The organism is Herbaspirillum sp. SJZ107, from assembly GCF_006715485.1.
Lineage (GTDB): Bacteria > Pseudomonadota > Gammaproteobacteria > Burkholderiales > Burkholderiaceae_D > Telluria.
This window is the reverse complement of the sequence record NZ_VFNH01000002.1, coordinates 40057-66927: the sequence shown is the minus strand read 5'-3', so window position 1 is coordinate 66927 and position 26871 is coordinate 40057. Positions and strand designations below refer to the sequence as shown.

General features: G+C 64.5%; 26 protein-coding genes. 8 read left to right on the top strand and 18 right to left on the bottom strand.

Annotated features, from left to right (window positions below; translation table 11 throughout):
• Positions 1–10: 10 nt before the first annotated feature.
• The gene (locus tag FBX97_RS10030; RefSeq protein WP_141831185.1) at positions 11–922 is read right to left on the bottom strand and encodes a DMT family transporter; all 912 of its coding nucleotides are present in this window, start codon (positions 920–922) and stop codon (positions 11–13) included.
• 178 nt (positions 923–1100) lie between these two features.
• Between FBX97_RS10030 and FBX97_RS10025 the strand changes: the two genes are divergently transcribed.
• The gene (locus FBX97_RS10025; RefSeq protein ID WP_141831183.1) at positions 1101–1382 is read left to right on the top strand and encodes a hypothetical protein; all 282 of its coding nucleotides are present in this window, start codon (positions 1101–1103) and stop codon (positions 1380–1382) included.
• Between the two features lie 98 nt (positions 1383–1480).
• Entirely contained in the window at positions 1481–2314 is an 834-nt protein-coding gene (locus FBX97_RS10020; protein WP_141831181.1) for an HDOD domain-containing protein, read from the top strand.
• 369 nt (positions 2315–2683) lie between these two features.
• Here the strand turns inward: FBX97_RS10020 and FBX97_RS10015 are convergent, their stop codons facing one another.
• From FBX97_RS10015 to queA, 6 genes are all read right to left on the bottom strand, one after another.
• A complete protein-coding gene (locus tag FBX97_RS10015; RefSeq protein ID WP_141831179.1) occupies positions 2684–3424 on the bottom strand; it encodes a nidogen-like domain-containing protein in 741 nt (246 codons plus the stop codon).
• 211 nt (positions 3425–3635) lie between these two features.
• On the bottom strand, positions 3636–4655 hold the full coding sequence (gene secF, locus FBX97_RS10010; RefSeq protein WP_141831178.1) for a protein translocase subunit SecF: 1020 nt from the start codon (positions 4653–4655) through the stop codon (positions 3636–3638).
• Positions 4656–4672: 17 nt separating this feature from the next.
• Positions 4673–6589 (bottom strand): protein translocase subunit SecD, encoded by a 1917-nt coding sequence (gene secD / locus FBX97_RS10005; RefSeq protein WP_141831176.1) that lies wholly within the window; start codon positions 6587–6589, stop codon positions 4673–4675.
• A gap of 58 nt (positions 6590–6647) precedes the next feature.
• Entirely contained in the window at positions 6648–6983 is a 336-nt protein-coding gene (gene yajC, locus FBX97_RS10000; protein WP_141831174.1) for a preprotein translocase subunit YajC, read from the bottom strand.
• A 123-nt stretch (positions 6984–7106) separates the two neighbouring features.
• Positions 7107–8246 carry a tRNA guanosine(34) transglycosylase Tgt gene (gene tgt / locus FBX97_RS09995; protein ID WP_141831172.1) on the bottom strand — a complete coding sequence of 380 codons (1140 nt, stop codon included), beginning with the start codon at positions 8244–8246 and terminating at the stop codon, positions 7107–7109.
• Positions 8247–8250: 4 nt separating this feature from the next.
• Positions 8251–9288 (bottom strand): tRNA preQ1(34) S-adenosylmethionine ribosyltransferase-isomerase QueA, encoded by a 1038-nt coding sequence (gene queA, locus FBX97_RS09990; protein WP_141831170.1) that lies wholly within the window; start codon positions 9286–9288, stop codon positions 8251–8253.
• A 124-nt stretch (positions 9289–9412) separates the two neighbouring features.
• Between queA and recG the strand changes: the two genes are divergently transcribed.
• A complete protein-coding gene (recG, locus tag FBX97_RS09985; protein WP_141831168.1) occupies positions 9413–11485 on the top strand; it encodes an ATP-dependent DNA helicase RecG in 2073 nt (690 codons plus the stop codon).
• Positions 11486–11570: 85 nt separating this feature from the next.
• Here the strand turns inward: recG and FBX97_RS09980 are convergent, their stop codons facing one another.
• From FBX97_RS09980 to pyrC, 6 genes are all read right to left on the bottom strand, one after another.
• Entirely contained in the window at positions 11571–11921 is a 351-nt protein-coding gene (locus FBX97_RS09980; RefSeq protein WP_141831167.1) for a hypothetical protein, read from the bottom strand.
• A gap of 332 nt (positions 11922–12253) precedes the next feature.
• Entirely contained in the window at positions 12254–12580 is a 327-nt protein-coding gene (locus tag FBX97_RS30075; RefSeq protein WP_255517408.1) for a hypothetical protein, read from the bottom strand.
• 112 nt (positions 12581–12692) lie between these two features.
• Positions 12693–13076: a YggL family protein gene (locus tag FBX97_RS09970; protein WP_141831165.1), complete on the bottom strand. Its 384-nt coding sequence runs from the start codon at positions 13074–13076 to the stop codon at positions 12693–12695.
• A 9-nt stretch (positions 13077–13085) separates the two neighbouring features.
• Positions 13086–14081 (bottom strand): Gfo/Idh/MocA family protein, encoded by a 996-nt coding sequence (locus tag FBX97_RS09965; protein WP_141831163.1) that lies wholly within the window; start codon positions 14079–14081, stop codon positions 13086–13088.
• Complete coding sequence (locus FBX97_RS09960; RefSeq protein ID WP_141831161.1) at positions 14078–14890, bottom strand: DUF3025 domain-containing protein; 813 nt, start codon at positions 14888–14890, stop codon at positions 14078–14080. Before FBX97_RS09960 ends, FBX97_RS09965 begins: the two co-directional genes overlap by 4 nt.
• An 8-nt stretch (positions 14891–14898) precedes the next feature.
• Positions 14899–15948, bottom strand: coding sequence for a dihydroorotase (gene pyrC / locus FBX97_RS09955; protein WP_141831159.1), 1050 nt, complete (start codon positions 15946–15948; stop codon positions 14899–14901).
• Positions 15949–16060: 112 nt separating this feature from the next.
• On the opposite strand from pyrC, the gene FBX97_RS09950 reads away from it, so the two are divergent.
• Positions 16061–17065: an Ldh family oxidoreductase gene (locus tag FBX97_RS09950; RefSeq protein WP_141831158.1), complete on the top strand. Its 1005-nt coding sequence runs from the start codon at positions 16061–16063 to the stop codon at positions 17063–17065.
• Between the two features lie 6 nt (positions 17066–17071).
• Here the strand turns inward: FBX97_RS09950 and FBX97_RS09945 are convergent, their stop codons facing one another.
• Positions 17072–17797 (bottom strand): amino acid ABC transporter ATP-binding protein, encoded by a 726-nt coding sequence (locus tag FBX97_RS09945; protein ID WP_141831157.1) that lies wholly within the window; start codon positions 17795–17797, stop codon positions 17072–17074.
• Positions 17798–18020: 223 nt separating this feature from the next.
• On the opposite strand from FBX97_RS09945, the gene FBX97_RS09940 reads away from it, so the two are divergent.
• The 3 genes from FBX97_RS09940 to FBX97_RS09930 all read left to right on the top strand — a co-directional run bounded on the left by FBX97_RS09940 (position 18021) and on the right by FBX97_RS09930 (position 21434).
• A complete protein-coding gene (locus FBX97_RS09940; protein WP_141831156.1) occupies positions 18021–19292 on the top strand; it encodes a dicarboxylate/amino acid:cation symporter in 1272 nt (423 codons plus the stop codon).
• Between the two features lie 194 nt (positions 19293–19486).
• Positions 19487–20563: a type II asparaginase gene (locus FBX97_RS09935; protein WP_141831155.1), complete on the top strand. Its 1077-nt coding sequence runs from the start codon at positions 19487–19489 to the stop codon at positions 20561–20563.
• Positions 20564–20714: 151 nt separating this feature from the next.
• Positions 20715–21434, top strand: a complete 720-nt coding sequence (locus FBX97_RS09930) for an NYN domain-containing protein (protein ID WP_141831154.1) — start codon at positions 20715–20717, stop codon at positions 21432–21434.
• Between the two features lie 25 nt (positions 21435–21459).
• Here the strand turns inward: FBX97_RS09930 and FBX97_RS09925 are convergent, their stop codons facing one another.
• The 4 genes from FBX97_RS09925 to FBX97_RS09910 all read right to left on the bottom strand — a co-directional run bounded on the left by FBX97_RS09925 (position 21460) and on the right by FBX97_RS09910 (position 25660).
• The gene (locus FBX97_RS09925) at positions 21460–22518 is read right to left on the bottom strand and encodes a porin (protein ID WP_141831153.1); all 1059 of its coding nucleotides are present in this window, start codon (positions 22516–22518) and stop codon (positions 21460–21462) included.
• A gap of 115 nt (positions 22519–22633) precedes the next feature.
• A complete protein-coding gene (locus FBX97_RS09920; protein WP_141831152.1) occupies positions 22634–23956 on the bottom strand; it encodes an MFS transporter in 1323 nt (440 codons plus the stop codon).
• Between the two features lie 64 nt (positions 23957–24020).
• Positions 24021–24968 carry a hydroxyacid dehydrogenase gene (locus FBX97_RS09915; protein ID WP_141831151.1) on the bottom strand — a complete coding sequence of 316 codons (948 nt, stop codon included), beginning with the start codon at positions 24966–24968 and terminating at the stop codon, positions 24021–24023.
• The gene (locus tag FBX97_RS09910; protein WP_141831150.1) at positions 24965–25660 is read right to left on the bottom strand and encodes an RraA family protein; all 696 of its coding nucleotides are present in this window, start codon (positions 25658–25660) and stop codon (positions 24965–24967) included. Before FBX97_RS09910 ends, FBX97_RS09915 begins: the two co-directional genes overlap by 4 nt.
• A 254-nt stretch (positions 25661–25914) precedes the next feature.
• Between FBX97_RS09910 and FBX97_RS09905 the strand changes: the two genes are divergently transcribed.
• A complete protein-coding gene (locus FBX97_RS09905) occupies positions 25915–26808 on the top strand; it encodes a LysR family transcriptional regulator (protein ID WP_141831148.1) in 894 nt (297 codons plus the stop codon).
• Positions 26809–26871 lie beyond the last annotated feature (63 nt).

The following is a 26871-nucleotide window of genomic DNA, read 5'->3' as shown; positions in this document are numbered from 1 at the left end:
CTAAAACACATTACTCAGGGGCGAGCGCGGCGGCAGGCCGGCCCTCGGTATTCCATTGGCTGACTATCATACCGGAGATCAACAGGGCCGCTCCCAGCCAGCCGCGTCCGGTCATTGCTTCGCCCAACCAGAAAAAGCCGAAGAAGGCGGCGGCGCCCGGCTCGAAGGCGTAGATCACGGCCGCTTCGTTGGCACTGGTGCGTGCCTGGCCCCAGGCCTGCATCGAGATGATGGCGGCGGTGCAGACCACGCCGAGATAGGCGAAATTCGGCCAGTACTGCGCCAGCTGGCTGCCAATCGATTGCCAGTAGTTGACGCCGTCCTCGGCCGCGCCCAGGCCCAGCGGCACTTCGCGCGCCAGCCGCCACAGTGCGGCGCAGACGGCGACGGTGGCGATCTGGGCCGCGGTCACGCTCATCAGGCGCAGCGCCTGGCGCGTGCGGATTTCCATCACTTTCACATACACGCCGAAGCAGAGCGCGCCCAGCAGCGCGAGAGTGTCGCCGCGGCCCCAGGCGCCGCCATCCCAGCACAGCGCCGCCAGGCCGGCCAGCGCCAGCACCAGCGCGACCACGATGCGGCGCTCGGGCAGGCGTCCACCGAGCACGCCCAGCAGCGGCACCACGAGTACGTTCAGGCCGGTAATGAAGGCATTGCGGTTGGAGCTGGTCAGCGCCAGCCCTTCGACCTGGAACAAGTAGCAGAAAAACAACACCAAGCCCAGCACCACGCCGGACAGCAGATCCGGGCGCCGCGCGCGCCACAGGAAAGGCGCCAGGATCAAGGCTGCCAGCGCAAAGCGGACCAGGATGATCCACACTGGAGAAAACGTCGCGGTCAGGTCCTTCATGGCCGGGAAGGTCGTGCCCCAGACGAGGACGACGACAACGAGGGCGCATATGCCTCGCAGCTGCTGGTTCATGGTTGGGGCAATCGTGCCAGGTTGCAAGATCGGCTATGGTACCCGGCCAGCCGGCACCGTGGGATAAAAATGGATCGGCAGGCAAGATTGCCGCGGACGGCTATAATCCCGCCATATCGCCGCTCCATGCAAGGTCACCCGGAGCGGCTGCCCCTCAGAAACAACAAAGGACACCCCCGTGAAAACTGCCCTGCTCGACGGTAAAAAGCCGGCCCATTTCGACAAGCACATCATCGGCAACCTGCTGCTCGACGTCGCCACGCCCGACGAAGTGCGCGAAGAACAGATGCTGATCGGCGTGCGCAACGAAGCCGGCGAGATCTATCGCCTGATCGGCGCCACCAAGCTGAACAGCTTCATGAACGCGGTCGAGGAATTGTTCGACCTCGGCCTGGTCGACGAGCTGCAGGATACCGAAGAGCCGAAGGAAGGCTGCGACGCCATCTTCAGCGAACCTTGATGTCCAGATAATCATCGCCAGCGGGGCGCCTGCCCTGCTGCCGTGGTTCCCCGCATTTCCCGGCAAACCCAGCTGTTTATTGGCGGTATAATTTTCCAATGGACAGAACCGACGCCCTCAAGAGCATCGCCGCCCAGGTCGCACGCGGTGACCTCAGCTTCCCCACGAACGTCGCTGCAACGCTCAAGCTGCAGCACGCGCTCAACGACCCCGACTGCCATATCGACGACGCCGCACGCCTGGTGCAGACCGAGCCGCTGCTGGCTGCGCGCACGGTCGCGATCGCGAATGCGGCCGCCTACAACCGCAGCGGCCAGGACGTGACCAACGTGCGCGCCGCGGTGCAGCGGGTCGGCTTCCGCACCCTCGGCGCGCTGGCGGCGGCGGTGATCGTGCGCCAGCTCGCCAGCGGCATCACCGACGCCGGCCTGCGCGCCAAGGCCGACCAGCTGTGGCAGCACTCTGCCCACGTCGCCGCCCTGTCCCAGGTGATCGCCAAGCGCGTTTCCAACGTCGATCCGGAAACGGCGATGTTCGCCGGCATCGTGCATGAAGTCGGCGGTTTTTACGTGCTGTCGCGCGCGGCCGAGTTCCCCGGCCTGCTGGAAGGCGGCGCCGACGACTGGATCGAACACGGCGAAGTCGAGATCGGACGCGGCGTGCTGCTCAAGCTGGGCGTGCCGGCGCCGGTAATGGGCGCGATCGAAGCGCTGTGGAACGGCATGCGTGCGCTGCCGCCGGAAACCCTGGGCGATACCCTCCTGCTGGCCAACGACCTGTGCCCGGTGCCGTCACCGCTGCTGGAACGCCCCGGCGCCGCCGGCCTGCGCAGCGCCGCCACCATCGATTTCACGGTGGGTGAAGGCACGCTGGTCCGGATCCTCGAAGAGTCCGCGGAGGAAGTGCGCGGCCTGAGCGCTGCCCTGTCCTGACCGGCATGTCCTGACCGGCACGTCCTGACAGGCAAAAAAAAAACCCGCTACGGAAGCGGGTAAAGTCCAAAACTAGGGATGTCCTGAAAGAGACGAGTCCATATTAGTTCCGCTGTTATGCGCCCTCTGTGCGCTGCCTCACACTTGTTAAATTTTTTGACGTTCTTTTGATTCAGCGCGTAAAAATCGTATCTGGAGCAATGAGGCGGCAATAAGTTGCCAAACAAGCTGGACAAAAAAAAACCCGCTCCGATAACGGAACGGGTGAAGTCCAAAACTAGGGATGTCCTGAAAGAGACGAGCCAATGTTAAAACACGCTCGAGTACGCCTCTGTGCGTCATTTCACACAAAAAGATCTTTGTTCTCGTTCAAGCGGTTTGACGGCGGCGTGCCGCGATGCAGCCTGCAAGGCCGAGACCCAGCAGCGCGATACTGGCAGGCTCGGGCACTTCCACTGGAACGCCGTTATTCAGGTTGAAGAACTGCGGCGGGCTGTTGCTCAGCGTAGTGCCGGGCACATTGTAGGCAAACGATTTCTCGCCTGGGTTCACGCTTTCCAGCCCGTCGCCGAAGCCGGCCGATACCATCGCGGTGGTGCCGATATCGCCGTAGTACACACCGATCTGTCCGCTGCCGGCCGGGACGCTGAACTGGTCGGAACGCACGACGATCTGGAAGGTATTGCGCTGGTTATAGTTGACCGAGAAAATGCCGACTTTTTCCCAGGTGATGACCAGCTCCCCCGCGGTCGCCGCGTTGACATAGATGTTGGATGCGTCGTCGCCCCGTGTATCCAGGTCGGAGTACAAGGCAGCGATCATCGGAGACAGGGTCTGGGTATCCAGGGGCGCCGGCGTGAAGTTCGTACGAGGCGTCCCGAAGGTGACATATCCGTTCGAGCCGACGTACAGCGAACTGTAGCTTTTGCCGAAAAAGTTGATCGACTGGCCACTGCCCGAAAAACGCAAGGCGTCGCTTGCGCAATCGTCGCAGTTGCTGAGCGTGTCCAGCTGGGTGCCGTACGACGTGGTGTACAAGCTGGCGTGTGCCGGTGCCAAGGCGATCAGGCCAAGGCTTGCAGCAAACGCTGCCTGCAAAAACTTTTTCATCAGGAATCCCTAGTTGTTTTAGTGAAAAATTTATTGATGCAAGAAATGTGCCGACAATAAATTCTTTTTGGAATCAATAGACTAAATATGCTGTCGGAATACTTTGTAAGTTTTTCCGACAGGCATTTACAAAGCTTGCCCTACCAGCGCAACAATAAAAAACGCCACGGCAAGCGTGGCGTTTTCATTCGGCAGAAACTGGAGCGGTCGCTTACACGACGGCGCCGTCGGTTTCGTCGCGTTCCTTGACCGGCTTGATCAGGTCTTCGCGCTTCACGCCCAGCCACATGGCGATGGCCGCCGCCACGAACACCGACGAGTAGATACCGAACAGGATACCGATGGTCAGCGCGACGGCGAAGAAGTGCAGTGCCTGGCCGCCGAAGAACAGCATCGACAGCACCATCATCTCGGTACAGCCGTGGGTGATGATGGTACGCGAGATGGTGCTGGTGATCGCGTGGTCGATGACCTCGGTCACGCTCATCTTGCGCTGCTTGCGGAAGGTTTCGCGGATCCGGTCGAAGATCACGACCGATTCGTTGACCGAATAGCCCAGCACCGCCAGGATCGCCGCCAGCACGGTCAGCGAGAATTCCCACTGAAAGAAGGCGAAGAAGCCGAGGATGATCACCACGTCGTGCAGGTTGGCGATGATCGCCGCCACCGCGAACTTCCACTCGAAGCGCACGGCCAGATAGATCATCACGCCCACCACCACCATGATCAGCGCGTTCAGGCCGTTCTGGGCCAGCTCGTCGCCGACCTGGGAACCGACCGAATCCACGCGCTGCAGTTTCACGACTTCCGCGCCGGCCGCGTTGACGCAGCTGGTGCGGGTGATGTTCTCACCCTTGTCGGTGGTTTCCTGGATCTGCTTCGGGGTGCCGCTTTCCGATGCGCACAGGGCATTGAACACGGTCGCCGATGGCGCCACACCGGTGCTGTTCTTGGCCGGCGGCAAGCGCAGCATGATATCGCTGGCGGTGCCGAAGCTGGTCACCACCGGCTCGTAGTGCAGCTGTTCCAGGGTGTGGCGGATCTTGTCCTGATTGGCCGCGTGGTTGTAGCGCAGCTCCATCGTGGTGCCGCCGGTGAACTCGACCGAGTAGTTCAGGTTCTTGGTCAGCAGGAAGAACACCGCCGCGACGAAGGTCAGCGTCGAGATCACGTTGAAAATCAACGCGTGGCGCATGAACGGGATGTCCCGCTTGATCTTGAAAAATTCCATGATTGCTCTCGCTTACCTTATTTCTTCACGGCCGGCTTGGTGCCGGCGCTGGTGCCAGTCCCTGCGGTGGCGGTGGTGCCTGCGTTCCATACGGTACCGATCGCCAGCTTGCCCAGTTTCTTGCCGCGGCGGCCGTACCACAGGTTGACCACGCCGCGCGACAGGAACACTGCCGAGAACATCGAGGTCAGGATACCCAGGCAGTGCACGACCGCGAAGCCGCGCACCGCGCCCGAGCCGAACACCAGCAGTGCCAGGCCGACGATCAGGGTGGTGACGTTCGAGTCCAGGATGGTGGCCCAGGCGTGCTCGAAGCCGGCCGCGATCGCCGCCTGCGGGGTATTACCCGCACGCAGCTCTTCACGGATACGCTCGTTGATCAGCACGTTGGCGTCGATCGCCATACCCAGTGCCAGCGCGATTGCCGCGATACCTGGCAGGGTCAGGGTTGCCTGCAGCATCGACAGCAGGGCCAGCAGGAACAGCAGGTTGCAGGCCAGCGCGATCACGCTGAAGAAACCGAACAGCTGGTAGTAGATGATCATGAAGATCGCGATGGCGACAAAGCCCCACAGGGTCGAATGCAGGCCCTTGGAGATGTTCTCGGCACCCAGCTGCGGGCCGACCACGCGTTCCTCGACGAATTCCGTCGGTGCCGCCATGGCGCCGGCGCGCAGCAGCAGCGCGGTCTCGGCCGCCTTCTGCGGCGATTCCAGGCCGGTGATGCGGAAGCGCGAACCCAGTTCTTCCTGGATGTTCGGTGCCTGCAGCACGATGTACTTGTTCTTTTCCTTCAGCAGCACGGCCATGCGCTTGCCGACGCGCGGGCGGGTCGCTTCGCGCATCTTGCGGCCGCCGTCGCCGTTCAGGTCGATGCTGATGGCGGGACGCTGGTTTTCGTCGAAGCTGGCGCTGGCGCTGGCGATGTAGTCGCCGGTCAGCACCACATCCTTGTAGACCACGACCGGTGCGGCCGGGCCGTCCTTGAACAGCTCCGAATTCAGCGGAATCGCAGCGGAAAGTTCGGTACCCGGGGTGATCGAATCGTCGACCATGCGGAATTCCAGGGTCGCGGTGCGGCCGATGATGTCCTTCGCATGGGCCACGTCCTGCACGCCCGGCAACTGCACGATGATACGGTCCTTGCCCTGCTGCTGGATCACCGGCTCGGACACGCCCAGCTCGTTGATACGCTTGGACAGGGTCGAGATGTTCTGCTTGACGCCCTCTTCCACCACGCGCTGCAGCGCGTCCGGCTTCATGGTGACGAGCAGTTTCAGGTCGGTGCCATCGGCGGCTTCGGTGAACATCAGGTCGCTGTTCTGGTTGGCCAGCACGCTGCGCGCCTTGGCGCGGGTATCGGCGTCGCGGAACTTGATCTCGATGTTGTTGCCGACACGGTCGATGCCGGCGTGGCGCACGTTCTGGTCGCGCAGCTGGGAACGGGCCGCGGCCTGGATACCCTTGATGCGGGTTTCCTGGACCGCCTTGCCATCCACCTGCAGCAGGAAGTGCACGCCGCCGCGCAGGTCGAGGCCGAGGTTCATGGCCTTGGCGCCCAGCTTCTGCATCCAGACCGGGGTGTTCTTGACCAGGTTGACGGTCACGGTGTAGTCGGGGTCGGCCTGGTCGCGGTTGAGGTCACGCTCGAGCGCCAGCTTGGCCTTGAACTGGGCGTCGGTGCTGTTGAAGCGGGCCAGCACCGCGCTGGTGTCGCCGGCGCCTTCCAGGCTGACCTGTTCGGCAGGCACGCCGTCGCGCTTGAGCGTCTCGGCCACCTGGGTGACGGTGTCGCTGTTGACCCGGACGGTGGCCTTGCCGGTGGTGATCTGCAGTGCCGGCGAGTCGACGAAGTAGTTGGGCGAGGTGTACAACAAGCCCAGCAGTACTGCCACCAGGATCAGTATGTATTTCCAGAGGGGATAGCGATTCATGATGTTCCAGCGTTCAAGAATGGGCAGGTGCGCTCGATCGTCGACCGGCGCGGCCGGCTTACAGCGACTTCAGGGTGCCCTTCGGCAGCAGCGCGGTGACGGCGCTCTTCTGCACCACCATTTCGGTACCGGGAGCGACTTCGATGGTCACATAGCCTTCGCTGACCTTGGTCACGCGGCCGAGGACGCCACCGACGGTGATGACTTCGTCGTTCTTAGCCAACGCATCCATCATCGTGCGCAGTTCTTTCTGGCGCTTCTGTTGCGGGCGGATCATCAGGAAATACATGAGCACGAACAGGATGACGAACGGGCCGTACATGCCCAGGGTGCCCATGATGCCCGGATCGGCGGCGGCACCAGCGGTTTGCGCGTAAGCGTTGGAAATGAACACAAAGACTCCGATTCTAAGTATAAAAGGTAAAAATTAAGCGCTGTATTCTAGCACCCGTGGTTCGGCGCGGGCCATTACCATCATGTAGTAATGACATGCCTGATTGCAAGAGATTGCAAAAATTTAAACGCCACGGGCCCGATCCGCATTGAACTGCAAACGGAATTCATGGAAGCGATCCGCATCAATCGCGTCGCGGATTTCCTGCATCAGGTTCAAGTAATAGTGCAGGTTGTGGATCGTATTCAGGCGTGCCCCCAGGATTTCCTTCGAGCGGTGCAGGTGGTGCAAGTACGCTCGCGAAAAGTTCTTGCAGCAATAACAAGTGCAGGACTCGTCCAGCGGCGCCTGGTCATCCTTGTAGCGCGCATTCTTGATCTTGAGGTCGCCGAAGCGGGTGAACAGCCAGCCGTTGCGCGCATTCCGGGTCGGCATCACGCAGTCGAACATGTCGACGCCGTTGGCCACGCCGGCCACCAGGTCTTCCGGCGTGCCGACGCCCATCAGGTAGTGCGGCTTGTTTTCAGGCAGGCGCGGTCCGACGTGCTCGAGGATGCGCATCATGTCTTCCTTCGGCTCGCCGACCGACAGGCCGCCGATCGCCAGGCCCGGGAAGTCGATATCTTCCAGGCCGGCCAGCGATTCGTCGCGCAGGCGCTCGTACATGCCGCCCTGGACGATGCCGAACAGCGCGTTCGGGTTCTCGCCGGCCTTGAACTCGTTCATCGAGCGCTGGGCCCAGCGCAGCGACATGCGCATCGACTTGGCGGCTTCCTCGCTCGTGGCCGGACGGCCGTCGATTTCATACGGGGTGCATTCGTCGAACTGCATCACGATGTCGGAATTCAGCGAGCGCTGGATCTGCATCGAGATTTCCGGCGACAGGAACTGGCGCGAACCGTCGATCGGCGAGGCGAACTTGACGCCCTCTTCCGTGATCTTGCGCATCGCGCCCAGCGAAAACACCTGGAAGCCGCCGGAGTCGGTCAGGATCGGCTTGTCCCAGCCCATGAAGCCGTGCAGGCCGCCGAATTTGTCCAGCACCTGGGTGCCCGGGCGCAGCCACAGGTGGAAGGTGTTGCCGAGGATGATCTGCGAGCCGACTTCCTTCAATTCATTCGGATCCATCGCCTTGACCGAGCCGTAGGTGCCGACCGGCATGAAGATCGGGGTCTCGATGGTGCCGTGGTTCAGTTTTAAACGGCCGCGGCGGGCGTGCGACAGGCCGCTCGTGTCTTTCTTGAGGAGGGTAAATTCCAGCATGTAATTAAATAGTGTTGGTTGCGCGTGCCTGCGTGGTCAACAGCATGGCGTCGCCATAGCTGAAGAAGCGGTATTCGCTGGCGATCGCGTGCGCGTAGGCGGCGCGGATTTCGTCGTAGCCGGCAAAGGCCGAGACCAGCATCATCAGCGTCGACTTGGGCAGGTGGAAATTCGTGATCAGGCGGGTCACCGTCTTGAACAGGTAGCCCGGGGTGATGAACAGGCGGGTGTCGCCGCTGCCGGCCTGCAAGGCGCCGCTCTGCGACGCCGACTCCAGCGCGCGCAGCGAGGTCGTGCCGACCGCGACCACGTCGCGGCCCGCGGCCTGGGCGGCGGCTACCAGCTCCACGGTCTCCTGCGGGATCGTGTACCACTCGCTGTGCATGTTGTGCTCGGCCAGGTTTTCCACGCGCACCGGCTGGAAGGTGCCGGCGCCCACGTGCAGGGTGACGTAGGCGATGGTGACGCCCTTGGCGGCCACGCGGTCCAGCAGCGGCTGGTCGAAGTGCAGGCCGGCGGTCGGCGCGGCCACCGCGCCCGGCTCCTTGGAGTACACGGTCTGGTAGCGCTGCTCGTCGAAATCGTCGGCATCGTGCTCGATGTAGGGCGGCAGCGGCAGGCGGCCGTGGGCCTCGATCAGGTCGAACACGTCACCCTCGAAGTGAAGGGTAAAAAATTCGCCGGCGCGTTCGCCGACGCCGACCTCGAAGGCGTCGGCCAGGCGGATGCGGGTGCCCGGCTTGGGCGACTTGGAGGCCCGCACCTGCGCCAGCACCGTGCGCGGATCGAGCACGCGCTCGACCAGCACCTCGACCTGGCCGCCGGTGTCCTTCTGGCCGAAGAAGCGCGCCTTCAGCACGCGGGTATTGTTCATCACCAGCACGTCGCCGGCCTGCAGCTGGTCGACGATATCGGAAAAATGGCGGTCCGTGATGCGGTCGCCGTCCAGCTGCAGCAGGCGCGACGCGCTGCGGTCCGGCAGCGGCACCTGGGCGATGCGCTCGGGCGGCAGGTCAAAATCGAAATCGGAAAGGGAATACATTCTGCTCTTCTTTGGAATCATCGCTGCCCCCTTTACAATAGAGGCTCAAGCGTGTACGGCGAACCTTCTATTTTACCCCTGATTTCCGGCCGGAGGGCCGCCGACATGCATCAACAAGCCTTTTATGCCCGCCACCAAAGCCAAAGCCGCACCGACACCGGCAGCGAAAAACATCGAAGCCAAGCTCGCCAAGCTCGGCCTGCGCACCGACATGGACCTGGTCCTGCACCTGCCGATGCGCTACGAAGACGAGACCGAGATCGTCCCGATCCGCGAAGCCTGCCTGCGCGGCGGCCACGTGTCGCAGGTCGAAGGTGTGGTGATCAAGAATGAAATCAGCTACAAGCCGAGGAAGCAGCTGCTGGTATCGATCGCCGACGAGACCTCGGACATCCAGCTGCGCTTCATGAATTTCTACGGCAGCCAGGTCAAGCAGCTGGCCGAAGGCACGCGCGTGCGCGCCCGCGCCGAAGTGCGCCACGGCTTCTTCGGTGCCGAGATGGTGCACCCGGTGTATAAAATCGTCAACGAAGGCGCGCCGCTGCCGACTTCGCTGACGCCGGTGTACCCGGCCGGCGAAGGCCTGTCGCAGACCATCCTGCGGCGCGCGATCAACGATGCGATGAAGCGGGTCGAATGGCAGGACACGGTGCCGCCGTCGGTGCGCACGCGCCTCAACCTGGCCGAATTCCAGCCGGCGGTGCGCCTGCTGCACTACCCGCCGGCCGACGTCGACACCCATGCACTGATCGAGCGCAGCCATCCGGCCTGGACCCGCGTGAAATTCGACGAGCTGCTGGCCCAGCAGCTGTCGTTGAAGCGCGCGCAGCAGGCCCGCCGCGAAAAGGGCGCGCCGCACCTGCGCACGGTGGGCGCACTCTCGAAGGCTTTCCTGGAAACCCTGCCGTTCAAGCTGACGAATGCCCAGGCGCGCGTGGTCAAGGAAATCAGCGCCGACCTGCGCGAGGGTTACCCGATGCAGCGCCTGCTGCAGGGCGACGTCGGCAGCGGCAAGACCGTGGTCGCCGCGCTGGCAGCGGCCCAGGCCATCGACAGCGGCTACCAGGCCGCGCTGATGGCGCCGACCGAAATCCTGGCCGAACAGCACTTCCGCAAGATCGCGGCCTGGATGGAACCGCTTGGCGTAAAAGTCGCCTGGCTCACCGGCAGCCTCAAGAAAAAGGAAAAGCAGGCAGCCAGCGAGATGGCCGAAACCGGCGCCGCCAACCTGGTGATCGGCACCCACGCACTCATTCAAGACTCGGTGCAGTTCGCGAAGCTGGGCCTGGTGCTGGTCGATGAGCAGCACCGCTTCGGCGTCGGCCAGCGCCTGACCTTGCGCAATAAAGGCAGCGACGGCCTGGTGCCGCACCAATTGATGATGTCGGCTACGCCGATCCCGCGCACGCTGGCAATGACCTATTACGCCGACCTCGAAGTGTCGGTCATCGACGAGCTGCCGCCGGGCCGCACGCCGATCGTCACGCGCGCAATCGACCAGAACCGGCGCGATGAAGTGATCGAACGCGTGCACGCGGCCGCGCTCGAGGGACGGCAGGTGTACTGGGTCTGTCCGCTGATCGAAGAATCGGAAGCGCTGCAGCTGCAGACCGCCACCGACACCTTCGAGACCCTGGCCGCTTCCCTGCCCGACCTCGTGGTCGGCCTGGTGCACGGGCGCATGAAGCCGGCCGAGAAGCAGGTGATCATGGATGCCTTCTCCGCCGGCCATGTGCACGTGCTGGTGGCGACTACCGTGATCGAGGTCGGCGTCGACGTGCCGAACGCGTCATTGATGGTGATCGAGCACGCCGAGCGCTTCGGCCTGTCGCAGCTGCACCAGCTGCGCGGGCGCGTCGGACGCGGCTCGGCGGCCAGCGTGTGTCTGCTGCTGTATCAGAGCCCGCTCGGCCACGTGGCCAAGCAGCGCCTGATGACGATGCGCGAGACCACCGACGGTTTCGAGATCGCACGGCGCGACCTGGAAATCCGCGGCCCCGGCGAATTCCTGGGCGCGCGCCAGTCGGGCGAGGCGATGCTGCGCTTTGCCAACCTGGAAACCGACCAGTGGATCGTGGAACAGGCGCGCGACGTGGCGCAGTGGCTGCTGGATGCGGGGACGCCGGAGGCGGAGGCGATCGTGGATGCGCACCTGCAAAGGTGGCTTGGGGGGCGCGAGGAGTTCCTCAAGGTTTGAGGCATGGCCTCACATAGCGTTAGCCATAAACGTCGCCCCTGCGAAGGCAGGGGCGACGTGCTTATGCCAACGAATCGTGTCTGTTTTACTTGGCAGCCGCGACCGTAGTGTCCTTGTGTGCCGCAGCCTTGTGCTCAGCCTTCGCTGCCTTGTGTTCGGCCTTGGCTTCCTTCACCTCGGCCTTCGCTTCGGCCTTGGTCTCTTTCGCATCCGCCTTGGCTTCCTTCACTTCGGTCTTGGCGGTCTGCTTGGCTTCCTTCACGTCGGCCTTGGCTGCAGCCTTGGTCTCTTTCACTTCAGCCTTCGCTGCCTGCTTTTCCTGCTTGGCTTCGGCCTTGGCGGCCGCCGGGGTGGTGGCGGTGGCCGGTGCCGGGGTCTGGGCGAATGCTGCGGTTGCGAACAGGCCGGCGATCAGGGTAGCGATGGTCTTTTTCATGATGAATGGTCCTTTGTTTCGTTTTCGGTTGCAGCGCACGTTCATCGTGTCGCCTGTCCATAAAACGAGGCAACCCATCGCCCTGTTGACGGCCTTTACAAACGCTTACCGTGCTGACAGATGCTTACAACTCGGCCGTATGCGCCTCATTCGACCCTGGTCAGCTCCACGCCATCCACCGTCATCTTCCACTTGCCGCCTTCGCGGTGCGGCGGCTTGCTGAAAGCAAACCGCGTATGCATGCGTGGTCAAATGGCGACAGCGCCTGCAGGCGCGCTTACACCCATAAAAAAAGCCCGCACTGGGCGGGCTTGCGATGCGTGGCGACTGGCTTATTTGCTGGTCGATGTCGGCGTGCCCGAGGTGCTCGGGTCGGTCGGACCGGTGGTCGTGGTCTGGGCGTCGGCCGGCATCTTGGCATCGGCTTTCACCGGTGCATGCTTCTTGGGATGCTTGGCGCTCGCTTTGTGCGCGCCCTTGGTTTCCTTGGCGTCGGCCGCGGCCACTTCCTTGTCATGGGTGGCCTGTGCCTGGGCGACAGCCGGCGAGATCGACGATTGCGGCGTCGCGGTCGACGGGGTGGCCGGAGCCGGCGTGGTCTGGGCGAAAGCTGCGGTGGCGAACAGGCCGGCGATCAAAGGTACGATGGTCTTTTTCATGATGGAACGTCCTCTTCAGTGTTGGTTGGGTGCACGTTATCGTGGCACGTGCCCCTCTAACGCAGCCTTTGCTCCACCTGTTGACCTGATTTACAAGTACTTACACCACGGTTCAGGCAGCCTTGGATTCGTAGCCGTACCAGGCGTCGAACAGGTGGCTCGCCTTGGCATCCTTGACTTCCGGGCGGGCGCGCAGCCAGGTCACCACGGTCTCGATGTCCGCTTCGCCGGCCGAACCGCGTTCGGCCCGGGCCACGATGCCGCCGGTTTCCAGCAGCGGCATGCGGCCGCCGAAGCCGCCGGCCAGCAGGCCGTGGCCATCGAGGAAGTTCGAGAATGCGCTGAGGAAATCGTCGTAGGGTTCGCCGTCCATCGGGCTGGCGAACACCAGGTCGACTTCGAAGCTGAGTTCCTGGAATTCGGCGACGCGCTGTTTCTTGCGCTGGCGCGGACTCAGGCGCCGCACGCGGCAGTTGGCGCAGGGGTTCTTTTGCATGGTCTTCCTTTATTGGTTGAACAGCGCATCGGCTGCATACTTCAGCCCGATCTGGCGCCGGATCTCGTCCATCACGCCCATCAGGGCCAGGGTATCGTCGTGGGTCATGCCCGGACTTTCGATCAGGCCGGCCTGCCAGCAGCGCTGGGCCTCGATCGCTTCGTGCACGTAGCCGTTGCCCAGGTAGGGCGTGGCCACGGTGCGGGCGACGCCATCCAGGCGCGTCACGGTCACGGTCTGGGCGTGGTGGAACTTGGTGTTCATGCGCACGCGGCCCAGGTCGCCGGCAATCGTCAGTTCGCTCGGCAGGTGCGCGCGCAGCGAGCAGCTGCAGCTGGACATGCCGCCGCCGCGGTGCTTCAGCACGAAGCTGGTCTGTTCGTCGACGCCGGTGGCGCCGATGTCGGCCTGCGCCACCACCGATTCGACCGGCCCCAGCAGCGCCACCGCGATCGACAGCGGGTAGATGCCGATGTCGAGCAGCGCGCCGCCGCCCAGTGCCGGGTTGAACAGGCGGTGTTCGGGACCGGCCTGCGCGGCGAAGCCGAGGTCGGCGATCACCTGCACCGCCTTGCCGATCTCGCCGGATTCCACGATGCGGCGCACCTCAGCCAGGCCCGGCAGGTAGCGCGACCACATCGCTTCCATCAGGAACAGGTTCTTGGCACGCGCCAGCGCCACCAGTTGCTCCGCTTCGGCGCGGTTGACGGTGAACGCCTTTTCGCACAGCACGCCCTTGCCTGCTTCCAGCGCCATGCGCACGTTCTCGAAGTGCATCGGGTGCGGCGTGCCGACGTAGATCAGGTCGATGTCGGCCGCCTGCGCCAGTTCTTCATAGGAGCCATACGCCGTGCCGCCGAATTCCTGCGTAAATGCCTGCGCACTTTCCAGCGTGCGCGAGCCGACGCCGGCCAGCACCGCATCCGGCGTGTCCTTCAACGCATTGGCAAAGGCCTTGGCGATCCGGCCGGTGCCGAGAATGCCCCATCGTACGCTTGCGGTCATTTTTTCTCCTTCTTGGGTCTGAATACGGTCTCGTCGAGATAAAACGCTTCATCCTGTTCCGGCCACCAGCCGGGCACGCCCAGCACCTGCAGCGGCGTGAAGGCGGCGGTCGTCAAGCCCTCCGCCGCCAGGCTGCCGGCCAGCGTCTGGTCGATCCAGTCGCGCCGTTCCTGCCACGGTAGCCCGAACCAGGCGCCGCCCGCGAACAGCACGCGCGTATGGGCGGTGATCGCCTTGCGTGGCGCGACCAGCTTTTCCATCAGCGCGTGGCCGAACAGCCAGACCTGGGCATCGTCGAGGAAGCGGGCGCGCCGGGTGTGCAGGACTTCGTGCCAGCGGTGGGCGCGCAAGCCTTCGGCCAGCGCCCGGCCGTCGTCGCTGTCGCGCACCACCAGCAGCGCGGCGTTCTCGTCGAACAGGGTGGCGGCATCGCGCGCCGGGCCGCGCGACTTGCCGACGCCGGCGGCCGCGATCTGCGCCGCCTGCAGCGCATTCAGCTCGCGCTTGATGAGCGGGAAGGTCTGCCACACCAGGCCATTGAAGAAATCGTGCAGGTTGTCGCGCGTCGGCACGCCGCCGGTGGTGCCGATGAAGGCTTCGTAGGCGGTGCCGGGCGGCAGGTCGTCCTGCGGCACGAAGCGGATCGGCAGGCCGCGGTGGTTCTGCAGCCCGAGGCGCGTGGCGTTGGCGTTGAACGCGTCGATGAAGCCTGCGCCGCCAACGATGTCACCACGCAGGCTGTCCCAGGCGGGACGCACCGCGTCATACCACGGGCGCGCCCAGTCGATGTCCGCGATGTCCGGGACCATGCGCCGGCTTACACCATCTTCCAGCCGATCTGTTCGCCGGCGTTCAGCGGCACCAGCTCGTGCTCGCCCATCGGCACGGTGGCCGGCAGGGTCCAGCTTTCGCGCTTGAGGGTGATGGTGCCCTGGTTGACCGGCAGGTCGTAGAAATTCGGGCCGTTCAGGCTGGCGAAGGCTTCCAGCTTGTCCAGCGCGCCGGCTTCGTCGAAGGCGGTGGCGTACAGCTCCATCGCGTGCAGCGCGGTGTAGCAGCCGGCGCAGCCGCAGCTGGCTTCCTTGGCGTGCAGCGCGTGCGGGGCGGAATCGGTGCCGAGGAAGAAGCGCTCGTCGCCGCTGGTCGCCGCGGTCACCAGCGCCAGGCGGTGTTCTTCGCGCTTGAGCACCGGCAGGCAGTAGTAATGCGGGCGGATGCCGCCGCGGAAGATCTCGTTGCGGTTGTATAGCAGATGATGCGCGGTGATGGTGGCGGCGATCGGGCCTTCGGCTTCGGCCACGTACTGGGCGGCGTCGCGCGTGGTGATGTGCTCGAACACGATCTTGAGCTCCGGGAAATCGCGGCGCAGCGGGCGCATCACGCGTTCGATGAACACGGCTTCGCGGTCGAACAGGTCGATCTCGTGGTCGGTGACTTCGCCGTGCACCAGCAGCGGCATGTCGAGTTCCTGCATTACTTCCAGCGTCTTGTAGCACTTGCGCAGGTCGGTCACGCCGGCCGCCGAATTGGTGGTGGCGCCGGCCGGATACAGCTTCACCGCATGGATGAAGCCGGTGTCGACCGCGCGGCGGATTTCGTCCGGATCGGTATTGTCGGTCAGGTACAGCGTCATCAGCGGCTCGAATGCCATGCCCTGCGGCAGAGCAGCCAGGATGCGCTGGCGGTACTCGGTGGCGGCGGCGGCGGTGGTGACCGGCGGTTTCAGGTTCGGCATCACGATCGCGCGCGCGAACTGGCGGGCGGTGTGCGGCAGGACGTCGGCCAGGGTGGCGCCGTCGCGCAGGTGCAGGTGCCAGTCGTCGGGGCGGGTGATAGTAAGGGTATCTGGGGATTCGATGATGGACATGGCGGTTCTCGGATTGCGGACGGCGATATTCTACCCCGTGGACATCGCCTGGAGCACACCTCATGGCGCACTCGTGATCTAATGCCGGCTCGCCACCGAGACAGGATTTTTCATGCCGACACGCAGCATTACCGAATTGACCACCCTCGCCACCGACGCCCTGGTGCGCGCCGGCGCCGGGCGCGCCATGGCCGAATCCACCGCGCGTGCGCTGGTCGCGGCCGAAGCCCAGCATCTGAGCTCGCACGGCCTGTCGCGCGTGCCCCAGTATTGTTCGCACCTGGCCAGCGGCCGGGTCGACGGCAAGGCCGTGCCGCGCGTGCAGCAGACCCGCCCCGCCGCCCTGCTGGTCGATGCCGCCGACGGCTTTGCCTTCCCGGCCTGCGAACTGGCGGTGCAGGAAGCGATCCGCTCGGCGCGCGCATGCGGCGCCGCCTTTGCCGGCGTCACCAACAGCCACCACTCCGGCGCCGCCGCCCTGCAGCTGGCGCCGGTGGCGGCCGCCGGCATGGTCGGCCTGGCATTTTCGAATTCGCCCGGCGCGATGCCGGCCTGGGGCGGCAAGCGGCCGCTGTTCGGTACCAACCCGATCGCCGCCGTGTTCCCGCGCCGCGACGCCTCCCCGCTGGTGATCGACCTGTCGCTGTCCAAGGTCGCGCGCGGCAAGCTGATGGTGGCCAAGCAGGAAGGGCGCAGCATTCCCGAAGGCTGGGCGCTGGACAAGGACGGCAACCCGACCACCGATCCGGCGGCAGGCATGGAAGGGATGATGCTGCCGGCCGGCGGCGTCAAGGGCGCCATGCTGGCGCTGGTGGTCGAGCTGCTGTGCTGCGCACTGACCGGGGCGGCGTTCGGCTTCGAGGCCGATTCCTTCTTCCCGGCCGAAGGCAACCGGCCGCGCATCGGCCAGGCCTTCCTGGTGGTCGACCCGGCGGCGCTGGCCGGCGGCGAGGTATTCCACGCCCGGATCGAGACGCTGGTGGAAGCGATGCTGGTGGACGAGGACGTGCGCCTGCCGGGGTCGCGCCGCGAGGCGCTGGCGGATCATGCCGAGGCAGAGGGCATCGCCGTGCCGGCCACGCTGCTGGCGCAGCTGGAGGCGCTGGCGCGGGCCTAATCTATATTAGTGGATGATCCGGGACAGGAACTCGCGCGCCCGCTCCGACTTCGGGGCCTCGAAAAACGCTTCCTTGGCGCTGTCCTCGACGATGCGGCCGCCATCCATGAACAGCACGCGGTCGGCCACCTTGCGCGCAAAGCCCATTTCGTGGGTGACCACCATCATGGTCATGCCGTCCCTGGCAAGGCCGACCATCACGTCCAGCACCTCGCCCACCATCTCGGGGTCGAGCGCGGACGTCGGTTCGTCGAACAGCATGGCGACCGGATCCATCGCCAGCGCCCGCGCGATCGCCACCCGCTGCTGCTGGCCGCCCGAGAGCTGGGCCGGGAACTTGTCCTGGTGCGCCAGCAGGCCGACCCGTTCCAGGTATTTCAGGCCGTTGGCCGTGGCCTCGTCGCGCGAGCGTTTCAGCACTTTCATCGGCGCGAGGGTCAGGTTGTCGCGCACCGACAGGTGCGGGAACAGCTCGAAATTCTGGAACACCATGCCGATGCGTGCGCGCAGCGCCGGCAGGCCGGTGCGCGGATCGCCGACCTCGGTGCCGTCGACGCGGATGCTGCCCTGCTGGAAGGGCTCGGGACCGTTGACGGTCTTGATCAGGGTCGACTTGCCGGAACCGGACGGGCCGCACACCACCACGACGTCGCCGCGCGCCACCCGGGTGGTGCATGCGTCGAGCACCCGGAAGGTGCCGTACCATTTGCTGACCCCATCGATTTCGATCATCTGTTTCCCTCGTATTGTCGTGCATTTACAAAGACTTGCGCGTGCTTGACAGCACCATCAACGCCAAGGATACTGCGGAACTTGTCAATATCATCAGCTTAACGGCACTGTGCAGGACCATCCATATCCTGCCCCGGATTTTGCCTGAAACGCCGCGGGAACAGGACGGACGATCTTCTCCTGCGCCCTGCCCTACTGCGCCGCCATCACCAGAGGAAGCAATATGACCAATCGAAACCGCCTCACCACCTACATCCTCGTAGGCCTGGTGCTGGGCATCGTCGTCGGCTACGTCGCGAACACGAACATGGCCGATCCGGCCGGCTTCGCCGACAAGATGTCGCTGGTGACCACGCTGTTCCTGCGCATGATCAAGATGGTGATTGCGCCGCTGGTCTTTTCCACGCTGGTGGTCGGCATCGCCAAGATGGGCGACGCCAAGGAAGTCGGCCGCATCGGCGTCAAGGCGCTGGGCTGGTTCATCATCGCCTCGCTGATTTCCCTGACCCTGGGCCTGATCCTGGTGAACATCTTCCGCCCGGGCGACGCCATGGCGCTGTCCGGCCACGTGCCGGCAGCCACCGCGTCCTCCGGCATCACGACCACCGGCTTCACGCTGGCGGACTTCGTCAACCACCTGGTGCCGGCATCGATCGTCGACGGCATGGCCAAGAACGAGATCCTGCAGATCGTGATCTTCTCGATCTTCTTCGGCACCGGCGCCGCTGCCGTGGGCGCACGCGCCGCACCGCTGGTGGACGCCATCGACGGCGTCGCCCACGTGATGCTGAAGGTGACCAGCTACGTGATGAACTTCGCGCCGATCGCGGTGTTCGCCGCGGTCGCCAGCACCATCGCCAAGAGCGGCGTCGGCGTGATCGCCACCTACGGCCTGTTCATGGGCGAGTTCTATATCAGCATGGTGCTGCTGTGGCTGCTCTTGATCCTGATCGGCGTCGTGTTCGTCGGTCCGCGCATCCTCAAGCTGATCGCGATGCTGCGCGAGCCGACCATCCTGGCCTTCACCTGCGCCTCGTCGGAAGCAGCCTACCCGAAAACCCTGGAAGGCCTGGAGCGCTTCGGCGTGAAGAACCGCCTGGCCGCTTTCGTGCTGCCGATCGGCTACTCGTTCAACCTGGACGGCTCGATGTTGTACTGCACCTTCGCGTCCATCTTCATCGCCCAGGCCTACGGCATCGAACTGCCGCTGTCGACCCAGCTGACCATGATGCTGGTGCTGATGCTGACCTCGAAGGGCATCGCCGGCGTGCCGCGCGCCTCGCTGGTCGTCATCGCCGCCACCCTGAACCAGTTCCATATCCCGGAAGCCGGCCTGCTGCTGCTGCTCGGCATCGACCACTTCCTGGACATGGGCCGCTCGGCCACCAACGTGATCGGCAACGGCATCGCCACCGCGGTGGTGGCGAAGTGGGAGGGCGAACTGGGCCAGCCGGTCGCCGAAGAGAAGGATATGTCGACGGCGACGCTGCGCTGATCCGGCGCTGAACCAGACAAGGCTTTCCCGACGTGGAAAGCCTTTTTTTATGAACGCAGCTTTTTTTATGAACGCAGCATGTGAACGTCGTCCCTGCGCAGGCAGGGACCCAAGTTTCAAGCTTTGCCACGAACTTGGGCCCCTGCCTTCGCAGGGGCGACGGTATATTTGAGTACCAGTCCCAAGGAGATCCCATGAACCTGAAATCCGCGCGCACCCTGTTCGCGCTCTTCCTCTGCCTGTTCGCCCTCGCCGCCCAGGCCCAGACCGCCACCGCCAGGCTGCCGCGCGTGGTCATCCTCGCCACCGGTGGCACCATTGCCGGCACCGGCGCCACCAGCACCACCACGGTCGGCTACACCGCCGCCACGGTCGGCGTCGACGCATTGATCAAGGCCGTGCCCGAGCTGCAGAAGGTGGCCCAGGTCAGCGGCGAGCAGGTGTTCCAGATCGCCAGCGAAAACATGGGCAACGAGCAGTGGCTGACGCTGGCCAAGCGCGTCAACGCGCTGCTGGCCAGGCCGGACGTCGACGGCATCGTGATCACCCACGGCACCGACACCATCGAGGAAACCGCCTACTTCCTGAACCTGGTCGTCAAGAGCAGGAAACCGGTGGTGGTGGTCGGCGCCATGCGGCCGTCGACCGCGATCTCGGCCGACGGTCCGATCAACCTGTACAACGCGGTACTCACCGCCGGCAGCCAGGAAGCGGTCGGCAAGGGCGTGCTGGTGGTGCTGAACGACCAGATCAACGCGGCGCGCGAAGTCACCAAGACCAACACCGTCACCACCGACACCTTCAAATCGCCGGAGCTGGGCATGCTCGGCTACGTGGTCGGCAACCAGCCGCACTTCTACCGCGCCTCGACCCGCAAGCACACCGCGGACACCGAATTCGACGTGTCGAACCTGACGTCGCTGCCGCAAGTGGACATCGCCTACACCTACGCCAACGTCGGCCCGACCGCGATCAACGCGCTGGTGGCCGCCGGTGCCAAGGGCCTGGTGCACGCCGGCGTCGGCGACGGCAGCCTGCCCACCAAGGTGCGCCCTGCCCTCTCCAGCGCACGCAAGAACGGCGTGGTCATCGTCCGTTCGAGCCGCGTCGGCCAGGGCATCGTGGCGCGCAATGGCGAAGCCAACGACGACGAGCTGGACTTCGTGGTGTCGGATACCCTGAATCCGCAGAAGGCGCGCATCCTGCTGATGCTGGCGCTCACGAAGACCACGAACACCAGGGACATCCAGCGGATGTTCTACACCTACTGATGCGAAGTTATGGAACGTTCTTGACGTAGTAAACAGAGTGTGTAAACATTACTAAACCACTCCTCCCTTGCGGTGTCATTCAGTTGGCTCTCGTTTGGGACGAAACAGCCGCTCTTCGGGGCGGCTTTTTCACATCTGAAGAACGTGTCGCGTGACATCCTATTCCAATCCCCCAAGAACTACAGCGGTCTACGTCGACGGTTACAACCTTTACTATGGCCGGTTACGCGGCACCGCCTTCAAATGGCTGGACCTCGTCAAACTGTTCGATACCCTGCTCGCTCAACGAGACCAGAGCGAAACGTTAGCACGGCTCCATCTTTTCACTGCACCTGCACTTGCTACATTCGCCAGTCACGGCAATGCATCGGTCGAAGCACAGGCAGCTTATCATCGTGCGTTGAAGGCAAAATACGAAGATCGTTTCGAAACGATTTACGGTACGCACTCGTTCGACAAAAGCGGTACGCTGTTGCCCGTCTATTTGCCCGATCAACCTTTCGATCGGACAAACCGCACTCGCGTGTGGAAACTGGAAGAAAAGAAGACCGACGTAAATCTGGCACTGCGAATGTATCGTGACGCATGCAAAGGTCGCTATGATCGCATGATACTGGTCTCGAACGATAGCGATGCAGAGCCTGCACTCGAAGCACTGCGTGTCGACTTCCCACATATCATGCTCGGCGTGGTAATGCCGATTCGGCCTGTGACTGCCGGCATGCCGGCACATCGCCGGCCAAGCGGCTCATTAGCCAAACAAGCAGATTGGACACTCTCTCATCTCAGTGACGCAATGCTCAGTGCAGCGCAGTTACCAGCAATCATACCTACCAAGAAGAAGCCCATTCGCAAGCCAGGCCACTGGTAACTACGCTTTGGGGACTCCTTGGTGATCAAAACGCGTGCATGACCCCCAGCGATACGCCACGCTGGGAAGTCTGCTTCGACGCCGGGATCAGCGCGCCGGTGTAACGGTTGACGTCGAACTCCGCGTACAGGTTGGTGGTCTTGGAGAAGTAATACGCGGCGCCGACCATGCTCAGCTGGCGCGAGCCCGCCCCCGTTGCACTGTCGTACTCGGAACGGTAGATGGCCGCGGTCAGGTCGAGCGCCCGGCTGACCTTGTAGCTGACGCCGCCGAAGCGGGTCTCGTTCCGGTACGTTCCCGCATTCGCGGTTTCCTGGCGTTCGCGCGACACGCCAGCCTTCACCGTTACCGCCTTCCATCTGAAACCGCCGCCGGCCGTGAACGAATCGTTGGCGAATCCGGTTGTCGTTTCCTTGTGAATGTAGTCGGCAGCAGCCAGCAGCGTGCTGCCGCTGTAGCTGAAGGCGAGGCCCTGGGCCGAGCCCTTGCCGGCGTCGCCCGCGATTTCGCCCAGCGCATACTCGGCGCGCAGGGTCAGGCCGCCGAAGGTGCCGGTGTACTGCACGTCGTTGTTGAAGCGCGTGCCCGAATTCGAAGAAGCGCTCAGCCCCGCGGTTCGCGCCGCCGCCGGCAGGGTAGTGCCTGCCCCCGATGCCAGCGGGATGATCGGCGTGTAGTGATGCTCGAACGGATCAAGGAAGCGCTCGGTACGGAAGCCGACCGTGTACTGGCGGCCGACGTCGATCGCGCCCCAGTCGCCGCCCAGTCCCACCGCCGCGGTACGGTTGAACAGCGTATTGTTGGTGTTGTCCAGTTCTCCGGTATCGCTCCTGAAACCGCTCTCCAGCTGGAAGTGCGCATTCAGGCCATTGCCGAGGTCTTCCCGGCCGCGAAAGCCCAGCCGGTTGGAAAAGTAGTTGCCGGAACTCGCCGTCAGCAGGCCGCTGCCGGCTGCATCGACGTTGGTCTGGTAGCGCAGGCCGCCGTCGATGGTGCCGTAGATCTGGACCGACGCCGGCGCAGCGCATGCGGCGGCCGGCAGCATGGCCGCCAGGGCCAGCATCAAGGGTGCTTGGGTTTTCATTGTCTCGTTGTTTTATAAGTATCGTGGACAGCCGGGGCGCACGAAGTCCCCGGCCGGCGGCCGGTGAAAACGGCGGGAGAGCGGCGGCCCGGGACGGCCGCCGCTGCGTACGGTCTCAGGCGGCTGCTTTGGCCGACGCGTTGCGCGTCGCCTGGTGCGCGCCGTTGCTCAGTATGAGCAGGGTGACGATGCTGGCCAGCGCCAGGATCGCGATCGGCAGCAACGCCAGCGAATAGCTGCCGGTTTCTTCCCGGATCCAGCCGTAGACATTGACCATCAGGCCGCCGCCGATCAGGTTCGCGCATGCATTGATCGCCGCCAGGCCGGCCGCCGCCCCCGAGGCCGGCAGCCACGACGAGCTCAGGGCCCAGAACGGTCCCTTGAACGAGTAGGCGCCGATCAGGACGCAGGACAGCAGCACCACGGTCGGCGCCAGCGAGGTGATGAACAGGGAGCTCAGCATGCCGCCGGAAATCAGGGCCAGCGGGATCGCGGTATGCCAGCGGCGCTCGGCCTTGCGGTCCGAATGGCGGCCCCACCAGACCATCAGGATGGCCGCGATCACGTAGGGAATCGAGTTGATCAGGCCCGTCTCCATGATGCTCAGGCCGAAGGACTTGAGCAGCTGCGGCTGCCACACGCCGAGCACCGTGCCTGCCGCCGATGCGGTCGAGCACACCAGCGCCATACCCAGCACTTCTTTACTGCGCAGCAGCTTGGCGAGCGGGATGTGGGCGGCCGTCTTTTTCTCGCTGCGCTCTTTTTCCAGGCGCGCCGACAGCCAGTTGCGCTGTTCCGCGCTCAGCCACTTGGCCTGCTCCGGACGGTCGGTCAGGAAGTAGAGGCAGGCAAAGCCCATCAGCACCGTCGGGATGCCTTCGAGGATGAACAGCCAGTGCCAGCCGCGCAGGCCCAGCAGGCCGTCGGCCTGCAGCAGCAGCGCCGACAGCGGCGAGCCGACGAAGCTGGCCATCGGCACCGCGACCATGAAGATGGCGACGATGCGGCCGCGGTAGGCGGCTGGGAACCAGTAGGTAAGATACAGCACGACGCCGGGGAAGAAGCCGGCTTCGGCCGCGCCCAGCAGGAAACGCATGACGTACAGCGAGGTCGGGCCCTGCACCGCCGCCATGCCGGCCGATACCAGGCCCCAGGTGATCATGATCCGGGCGATCCACTTGCGCGCCCCGAACTTTTGCAGCGCCAGGTTGCTGGGCACCTCGAACAGGAAATACGAGATGAAGAACAGGCTGCCGGCGAAACCGAACATCTTCTTGGTGAGGCCAAGGTCGTCGTTCATCTGCAGCGACGCCATGCCGATGTTGCCGCGGTCGATGAAGGCCAGCAGGTAGCACAGCATCAGGAAGGGGATGAGGCGCCAGGTCACCTTGCGGATGGTGTCCGCTTCGAGGCGCGCGTTGTGTTGGATCTCGCTCATGTCGTCTCCAATAGTAATCGTCCGGGGCGCGTCTTGGTGCGCGCTTGTTTTGTTTTATATGCCGTCAGGCTTGCTGTTCGAGTACCGCCAGCACGTTCTGCGCCGCCGCCGTGCCCATGCCGACATAGGCATCGCTGGTCACGCCGCCGATGTGCGGCGACAGGATCGCGTTGGGAACGCGGGTGAATGGATGATCGGCGGCGAAAGGCTCGACCTGGAAGCTGTCCAGGCCCGCGGCCAGAAGCGCACCGCTGCGCAGGGCGGCTTCGAGCGCCGCTTCGTCGATCAAGCCGCCGCGCGCGGTGTTCACCACGATCGCGCCGGGGCGCATCGTCGCCAGCGTGTCGGCGTTCAGCATGTTGGCGTTGTCCTTCGTGAGCGGGCAATGCAGCGACAGCACGTCGGACCCGGCGATGACGTCCGCCAGCGGCAGCAGGTCGACGCCTTCCGGCGCCGCCTTGGCGAACGGATCGTGGGCGATGACGGTCATGCCCATCGCGATGCCGACCGCGGCCACGCGCGCGCCGATCGCGCCGAGTCCCACCAGGCCGAGCGTGCGGCCGCGCAGTTCCAGGCTTTTATGGGTCGCCTTGTCCCAGTGGCCCGCGTGCATGCGCACGTCGAGTGCCGGCACGTTCTTGGCGCAGGCCAGGATCAGGGCCCAGGTATGCTCGGCCACGGCGGGCGCATTGGCGCCGGTGGCGGCCTTGACGGCGATGCCGCGGCGCTTGGCCGCTTCGCTGTCGATGGTATCGATGCCGGTGCCGTGCTTGGACACCACGCGCAGCTTGGCGCTGGCTTCCATCACACGCTCGCTGATGCGGCCGTAGCGCGCGATGATGGCGACCGGCTGGTACTGGCGGCTCAGGGCGACCAGGTCGTCTTCGCCGGGCGTCTTGCCGGCGTAGACGATGTCGAAATCGGACAGCAGCGCCACCGCCTGCTCGGCGATGTCGGCGCCGGTCACCAGTACGACCGGGCGCTGCTGGTTGGTGTCGAGGACGGCGTTCACAGGGTCTCTCCTTCGGCCAGCACGCCGGCCTTGCGCAGGGCGCCGTCCAGCCAGGTCGGGCGCAGCTGCTTGCCGCTGCGGATGCCGTCGATGCGCGCGGTTTCGTCGGCCAGTTTCTGCTTGGCCGCATCCAGCACGGCCGGCACCTTGCCTGGCTCGACCACGACCACGCCGTCGGCGTCGGCCACCACCAGGTCGCCCGGCTGCACGGTCACGCCGCCCACCGACACCGGCCAGTTGATCCGGCCCGGCACCAGCTTGGTCGGACCGTTCGGGTTGGCGCCGATGGCGTACATCGGAAAGCCGAGGGCGCGGATCGCTTCGGTGTCGCGCACGGCGCCGTACAGGATCACGCCGGCGATGCCGAGCGCCATGCACTGGCTGACCATGATTTCGCCCATCAGTGCGCAGGATTCGTCGCCCTTGCCGTCGACCACCAGCACGTCGCCCGGCTTGGCAACCGCCATCGCGGCGTGGATCATCAGGTTGTCGCCGGGGCGGACTTCGACCGTGATCGCGGTGCCGGCAATGCGCATGCCAGGTGACAGCGGCGCGATGCGGCTGCTCAGGGCGCCACGGCGGCCGGCAACGTCGGCCAGGATGGACGATGGGTATTCGGCTGCGCGGGCGACCAGGTCCGGGCTGGTGCGTTCGATGTCGCGGATTACGTCGGGTGGAGTGGAATGGCTCATGGTAAGTCCTCGGTCGTGGTGGTGAGGACTGCCATCAACGGGTCAGAAAGGCGCGACGCGGCCAGGAGGCGTGCGCCGGGGATGTGCTCCGGGGCGCGCGGCGGGTGCAGCTGTCTCCTTGTTGCGTTGGCGTCCTCTGGCGCTGCGAAGGCAGCCTGCTCAGGGAAGCTTTTGTATGGATCGAGTATAGGAAGCCGAATTCATAATGTATATTCACTTAATTTTTAGATTCTTAAACTTTCAGGAATATATCGATGGACTTCCGTGACCTGAAATATTTCGAAGTGATCGCCACCGAAGGCAACCTGGGACGCGCTGCCGAGCGCCTGCACCGCACCCAGCCGGCGCTCACCAAATGCATCGACCGGCTGGAGGAAGACCTCGGCACCGCGCTGTTCGAAAAGGACGGACGCGGCATGCGCCTGACCGCGGCCGGCCAGGTGCTGCTCAAGCGCACGCGCCTGATGGCGATCATGGTCGAGGAGACCGCGCGCGAGATGCAGGACCATGCCGGCGGCCTGCAGGGCACGGTGCGCATCGGCTGCGTGCCGACGCTGGCCGAGCACCTGATGCCCGCGGTCTTCGCGCAGCTGCTGGCCGAAGCGCCGGCGATCACCGTCAACCTCGTCGTCGGCATGAACGACAACGTGCTGGGGCACCTGCGCGACGGCGACATCGACCTGGTGATCGGCCCGATGCTGGATGCCGATCCGGACATCGTGAACGAGCAGATCGCGGAAGACACGGTGGTCGTGATGGCGAGCGAAGACCACCCGGTGTTCGACGCGCCCACCACGCTGGCCGGCCTGCTGGACTACAAATGGATGCTGCCGGCCACCACGGTGGCCTCGCGCCAATGGCTGGACCAGACCTTCGCGCGGCACGGATTGCCGCGCCCGCAGGTGCAGATCGAGTCGAACGTGCTGAACGCGATCCTGCCGATCCTCGAGAAAACGCCCTTGCTGGGATTCGTTACCCGCCTCAACCTGGTGGCCGGCAGGGCCCGCCTGCGCGAAGTGGTCCTGGCCGAGACCCAGATGCAGCGGCGGCTGGGATTGGCATACCGGAAGAACGGTTACCTGTCGCCGGTGGCAGCGCGCGTCGCCGCCATCCTGCGCGCACGCGGAAAAGAGCTGCTGATCATGTGAGGCGCGCACCTGTTGCCATCCCTGGTGTCAAACCTTCTCTCCCGCGAACGTGCTGCGAAGCGC

Bases quoted from the DNA above. Each gene is read 5' to 3' on its own strand.
- FBX97_RS10030 (WP_141831185.1), bottom strand. From the start codon at position 922: ATGAACCAGCAGCTGCGAGGCATATGCGCCCTCGTTGTCGTCGTCCTC.
- FBX97_RS10020 (WP_141831181.1), top strand. From the start codon at position 1,481: ATGGACAGAACCGACGCCCTCAAGAGCATCGCCGCCCAGGTCGCACGC.
- FBX97_RS10015 (WP_141831179.1), bottom strand. From the start codon at position 3,424: ATGAAAAAGTTTTTGCAGGCAGCGTTTGCTGCAAGCCTTGGCCTGATC.
- secF (WP_141831178.1), bottom strand. From the start codon at position 4,655: ATGGAATTTTTCAAGATCAAGCGGGACATCCCGTTCATGCGCCACGCG.
- secD (WP_141831176.1), bottom strand. From the start codon at position 6,589: ATGAATCGCTATCCCCTCTGGAAATACATACTGATCCTGGTGGCAGTA.
- tgt (WP_141831172.1), bottom strand. From the start codon at position 8,246: ATGCTGGAATTTACCCTCCTCAAGAAAGACACGAGCGGCCTGTCGCAC.
- queA (WP_141831170.1), bottom strand. From the start codon at position 9,288: ATGTATTCCCTTTCCGATTTCGATTTTGACCTGCCGCCCGAGCGCATC.
- recG (WP_141831168.1), top strand. From the start codon at position 9,413: ATGCCCGCCACCAAAGCCAAAGCCGCACCGACACCGGCAGCGAAAAAC.
- FBX97_RS09980 (WP_141831167.1), bottom strand. From the start codon at position 11,921: ATGAAAAAGACCATCGCTACCCTGATCGCCGGCCTGTTCGCAACCGCA.
- FBX97_RS30075 (WP_255517408.1), bottom strand. From the start codon at position 12,580: ATGAAAAAGACCATCGTACCTTTGATCGCCGGCCTGTTCGCCACCGCA.
- FBX97_RS09970 (WP_141831165.1), bottom strand. From the start codon at position 13,076: ATGCAAAAGAACCCCTGCGCCAACTGCCGCGTGCGGCGCCTGAGTCCG.
- FBX97_RS09965 (WP_141831163.1), bottom strand. From the start codon at position 14,081: ATGACCGCAAGCGTACGATGGGGCATTCTCGGCACCGGCCGGATCGCC.
- FBX97_RS09960 (WP_141831161.1), bottom strand. From the start codon at position 14,890: ATGGTCCCGGACATCGCGGACATCGACTGGGCGCGCCCGTGGTATGAC.
- pyrC (WP_141831159.1), bottom strand. From the start codon at position 15,948: ATGTCCATCATCGAATCCCCAGATACCCTTACTATCACCCGCCCCGAC.
- FBX97_RS09950 (WP_141831158.1), top strand. From the start codon at position 16,061: ATGCCGACACGCAGCATTACCGAATTGACCACCCTCGCCACCGACGCC.
- FBX97_RS09945 (WP_141831157.1), bottom strand. From the start codon at position 17,797: ATGATCGAAATCGATGGGGTCAGCAAATGGTACGGCACCTTCCGGGTG.
- FBX97_RS09940 (WP_141831156.1), top strand. From the start codon at position 18,021: ATGACCAATCGAAACCGCCTCACCACCTACATCCTCGTAGGCCTGGTG.
- FBX97_RS09935 (WP_141831155.1), top strand. From the start codon at position 19,487: ATGAACCTGAAATCCGCGCGCACCCTGTTCGCGCTCTTCCTCTGCCTG.
- FBX97_RS09925 (WP_141831153.1), bottom strand. From the start codon at position 22,518: ATGAAAACCCAAGCACCCTTGATGCTGGCCCTGGCGGCCATGCTGCCG.
- FBX97_RS09920 (WP_141831152.1), bottom strand. From the start codon at position 23,956: ATGAGCGAGATCCAACACAACGCGCGCCTCGAAGCGGACACCATCCGC.
- FBX97_RS09910 (WP_141831150.1), bottom strand. From the start codon at position 25,660: ATGAGCCATTCCACTCCACCCGACGTAATCCGCGACATCGAACGCACC.
- FBX97_RS09905 (WP_141831148.1), top strand. From the start codon at position 25,915: ATGGACTTCCGTGACCTGAAATATTTCGAAGTGATCGCCACCGAAGGC.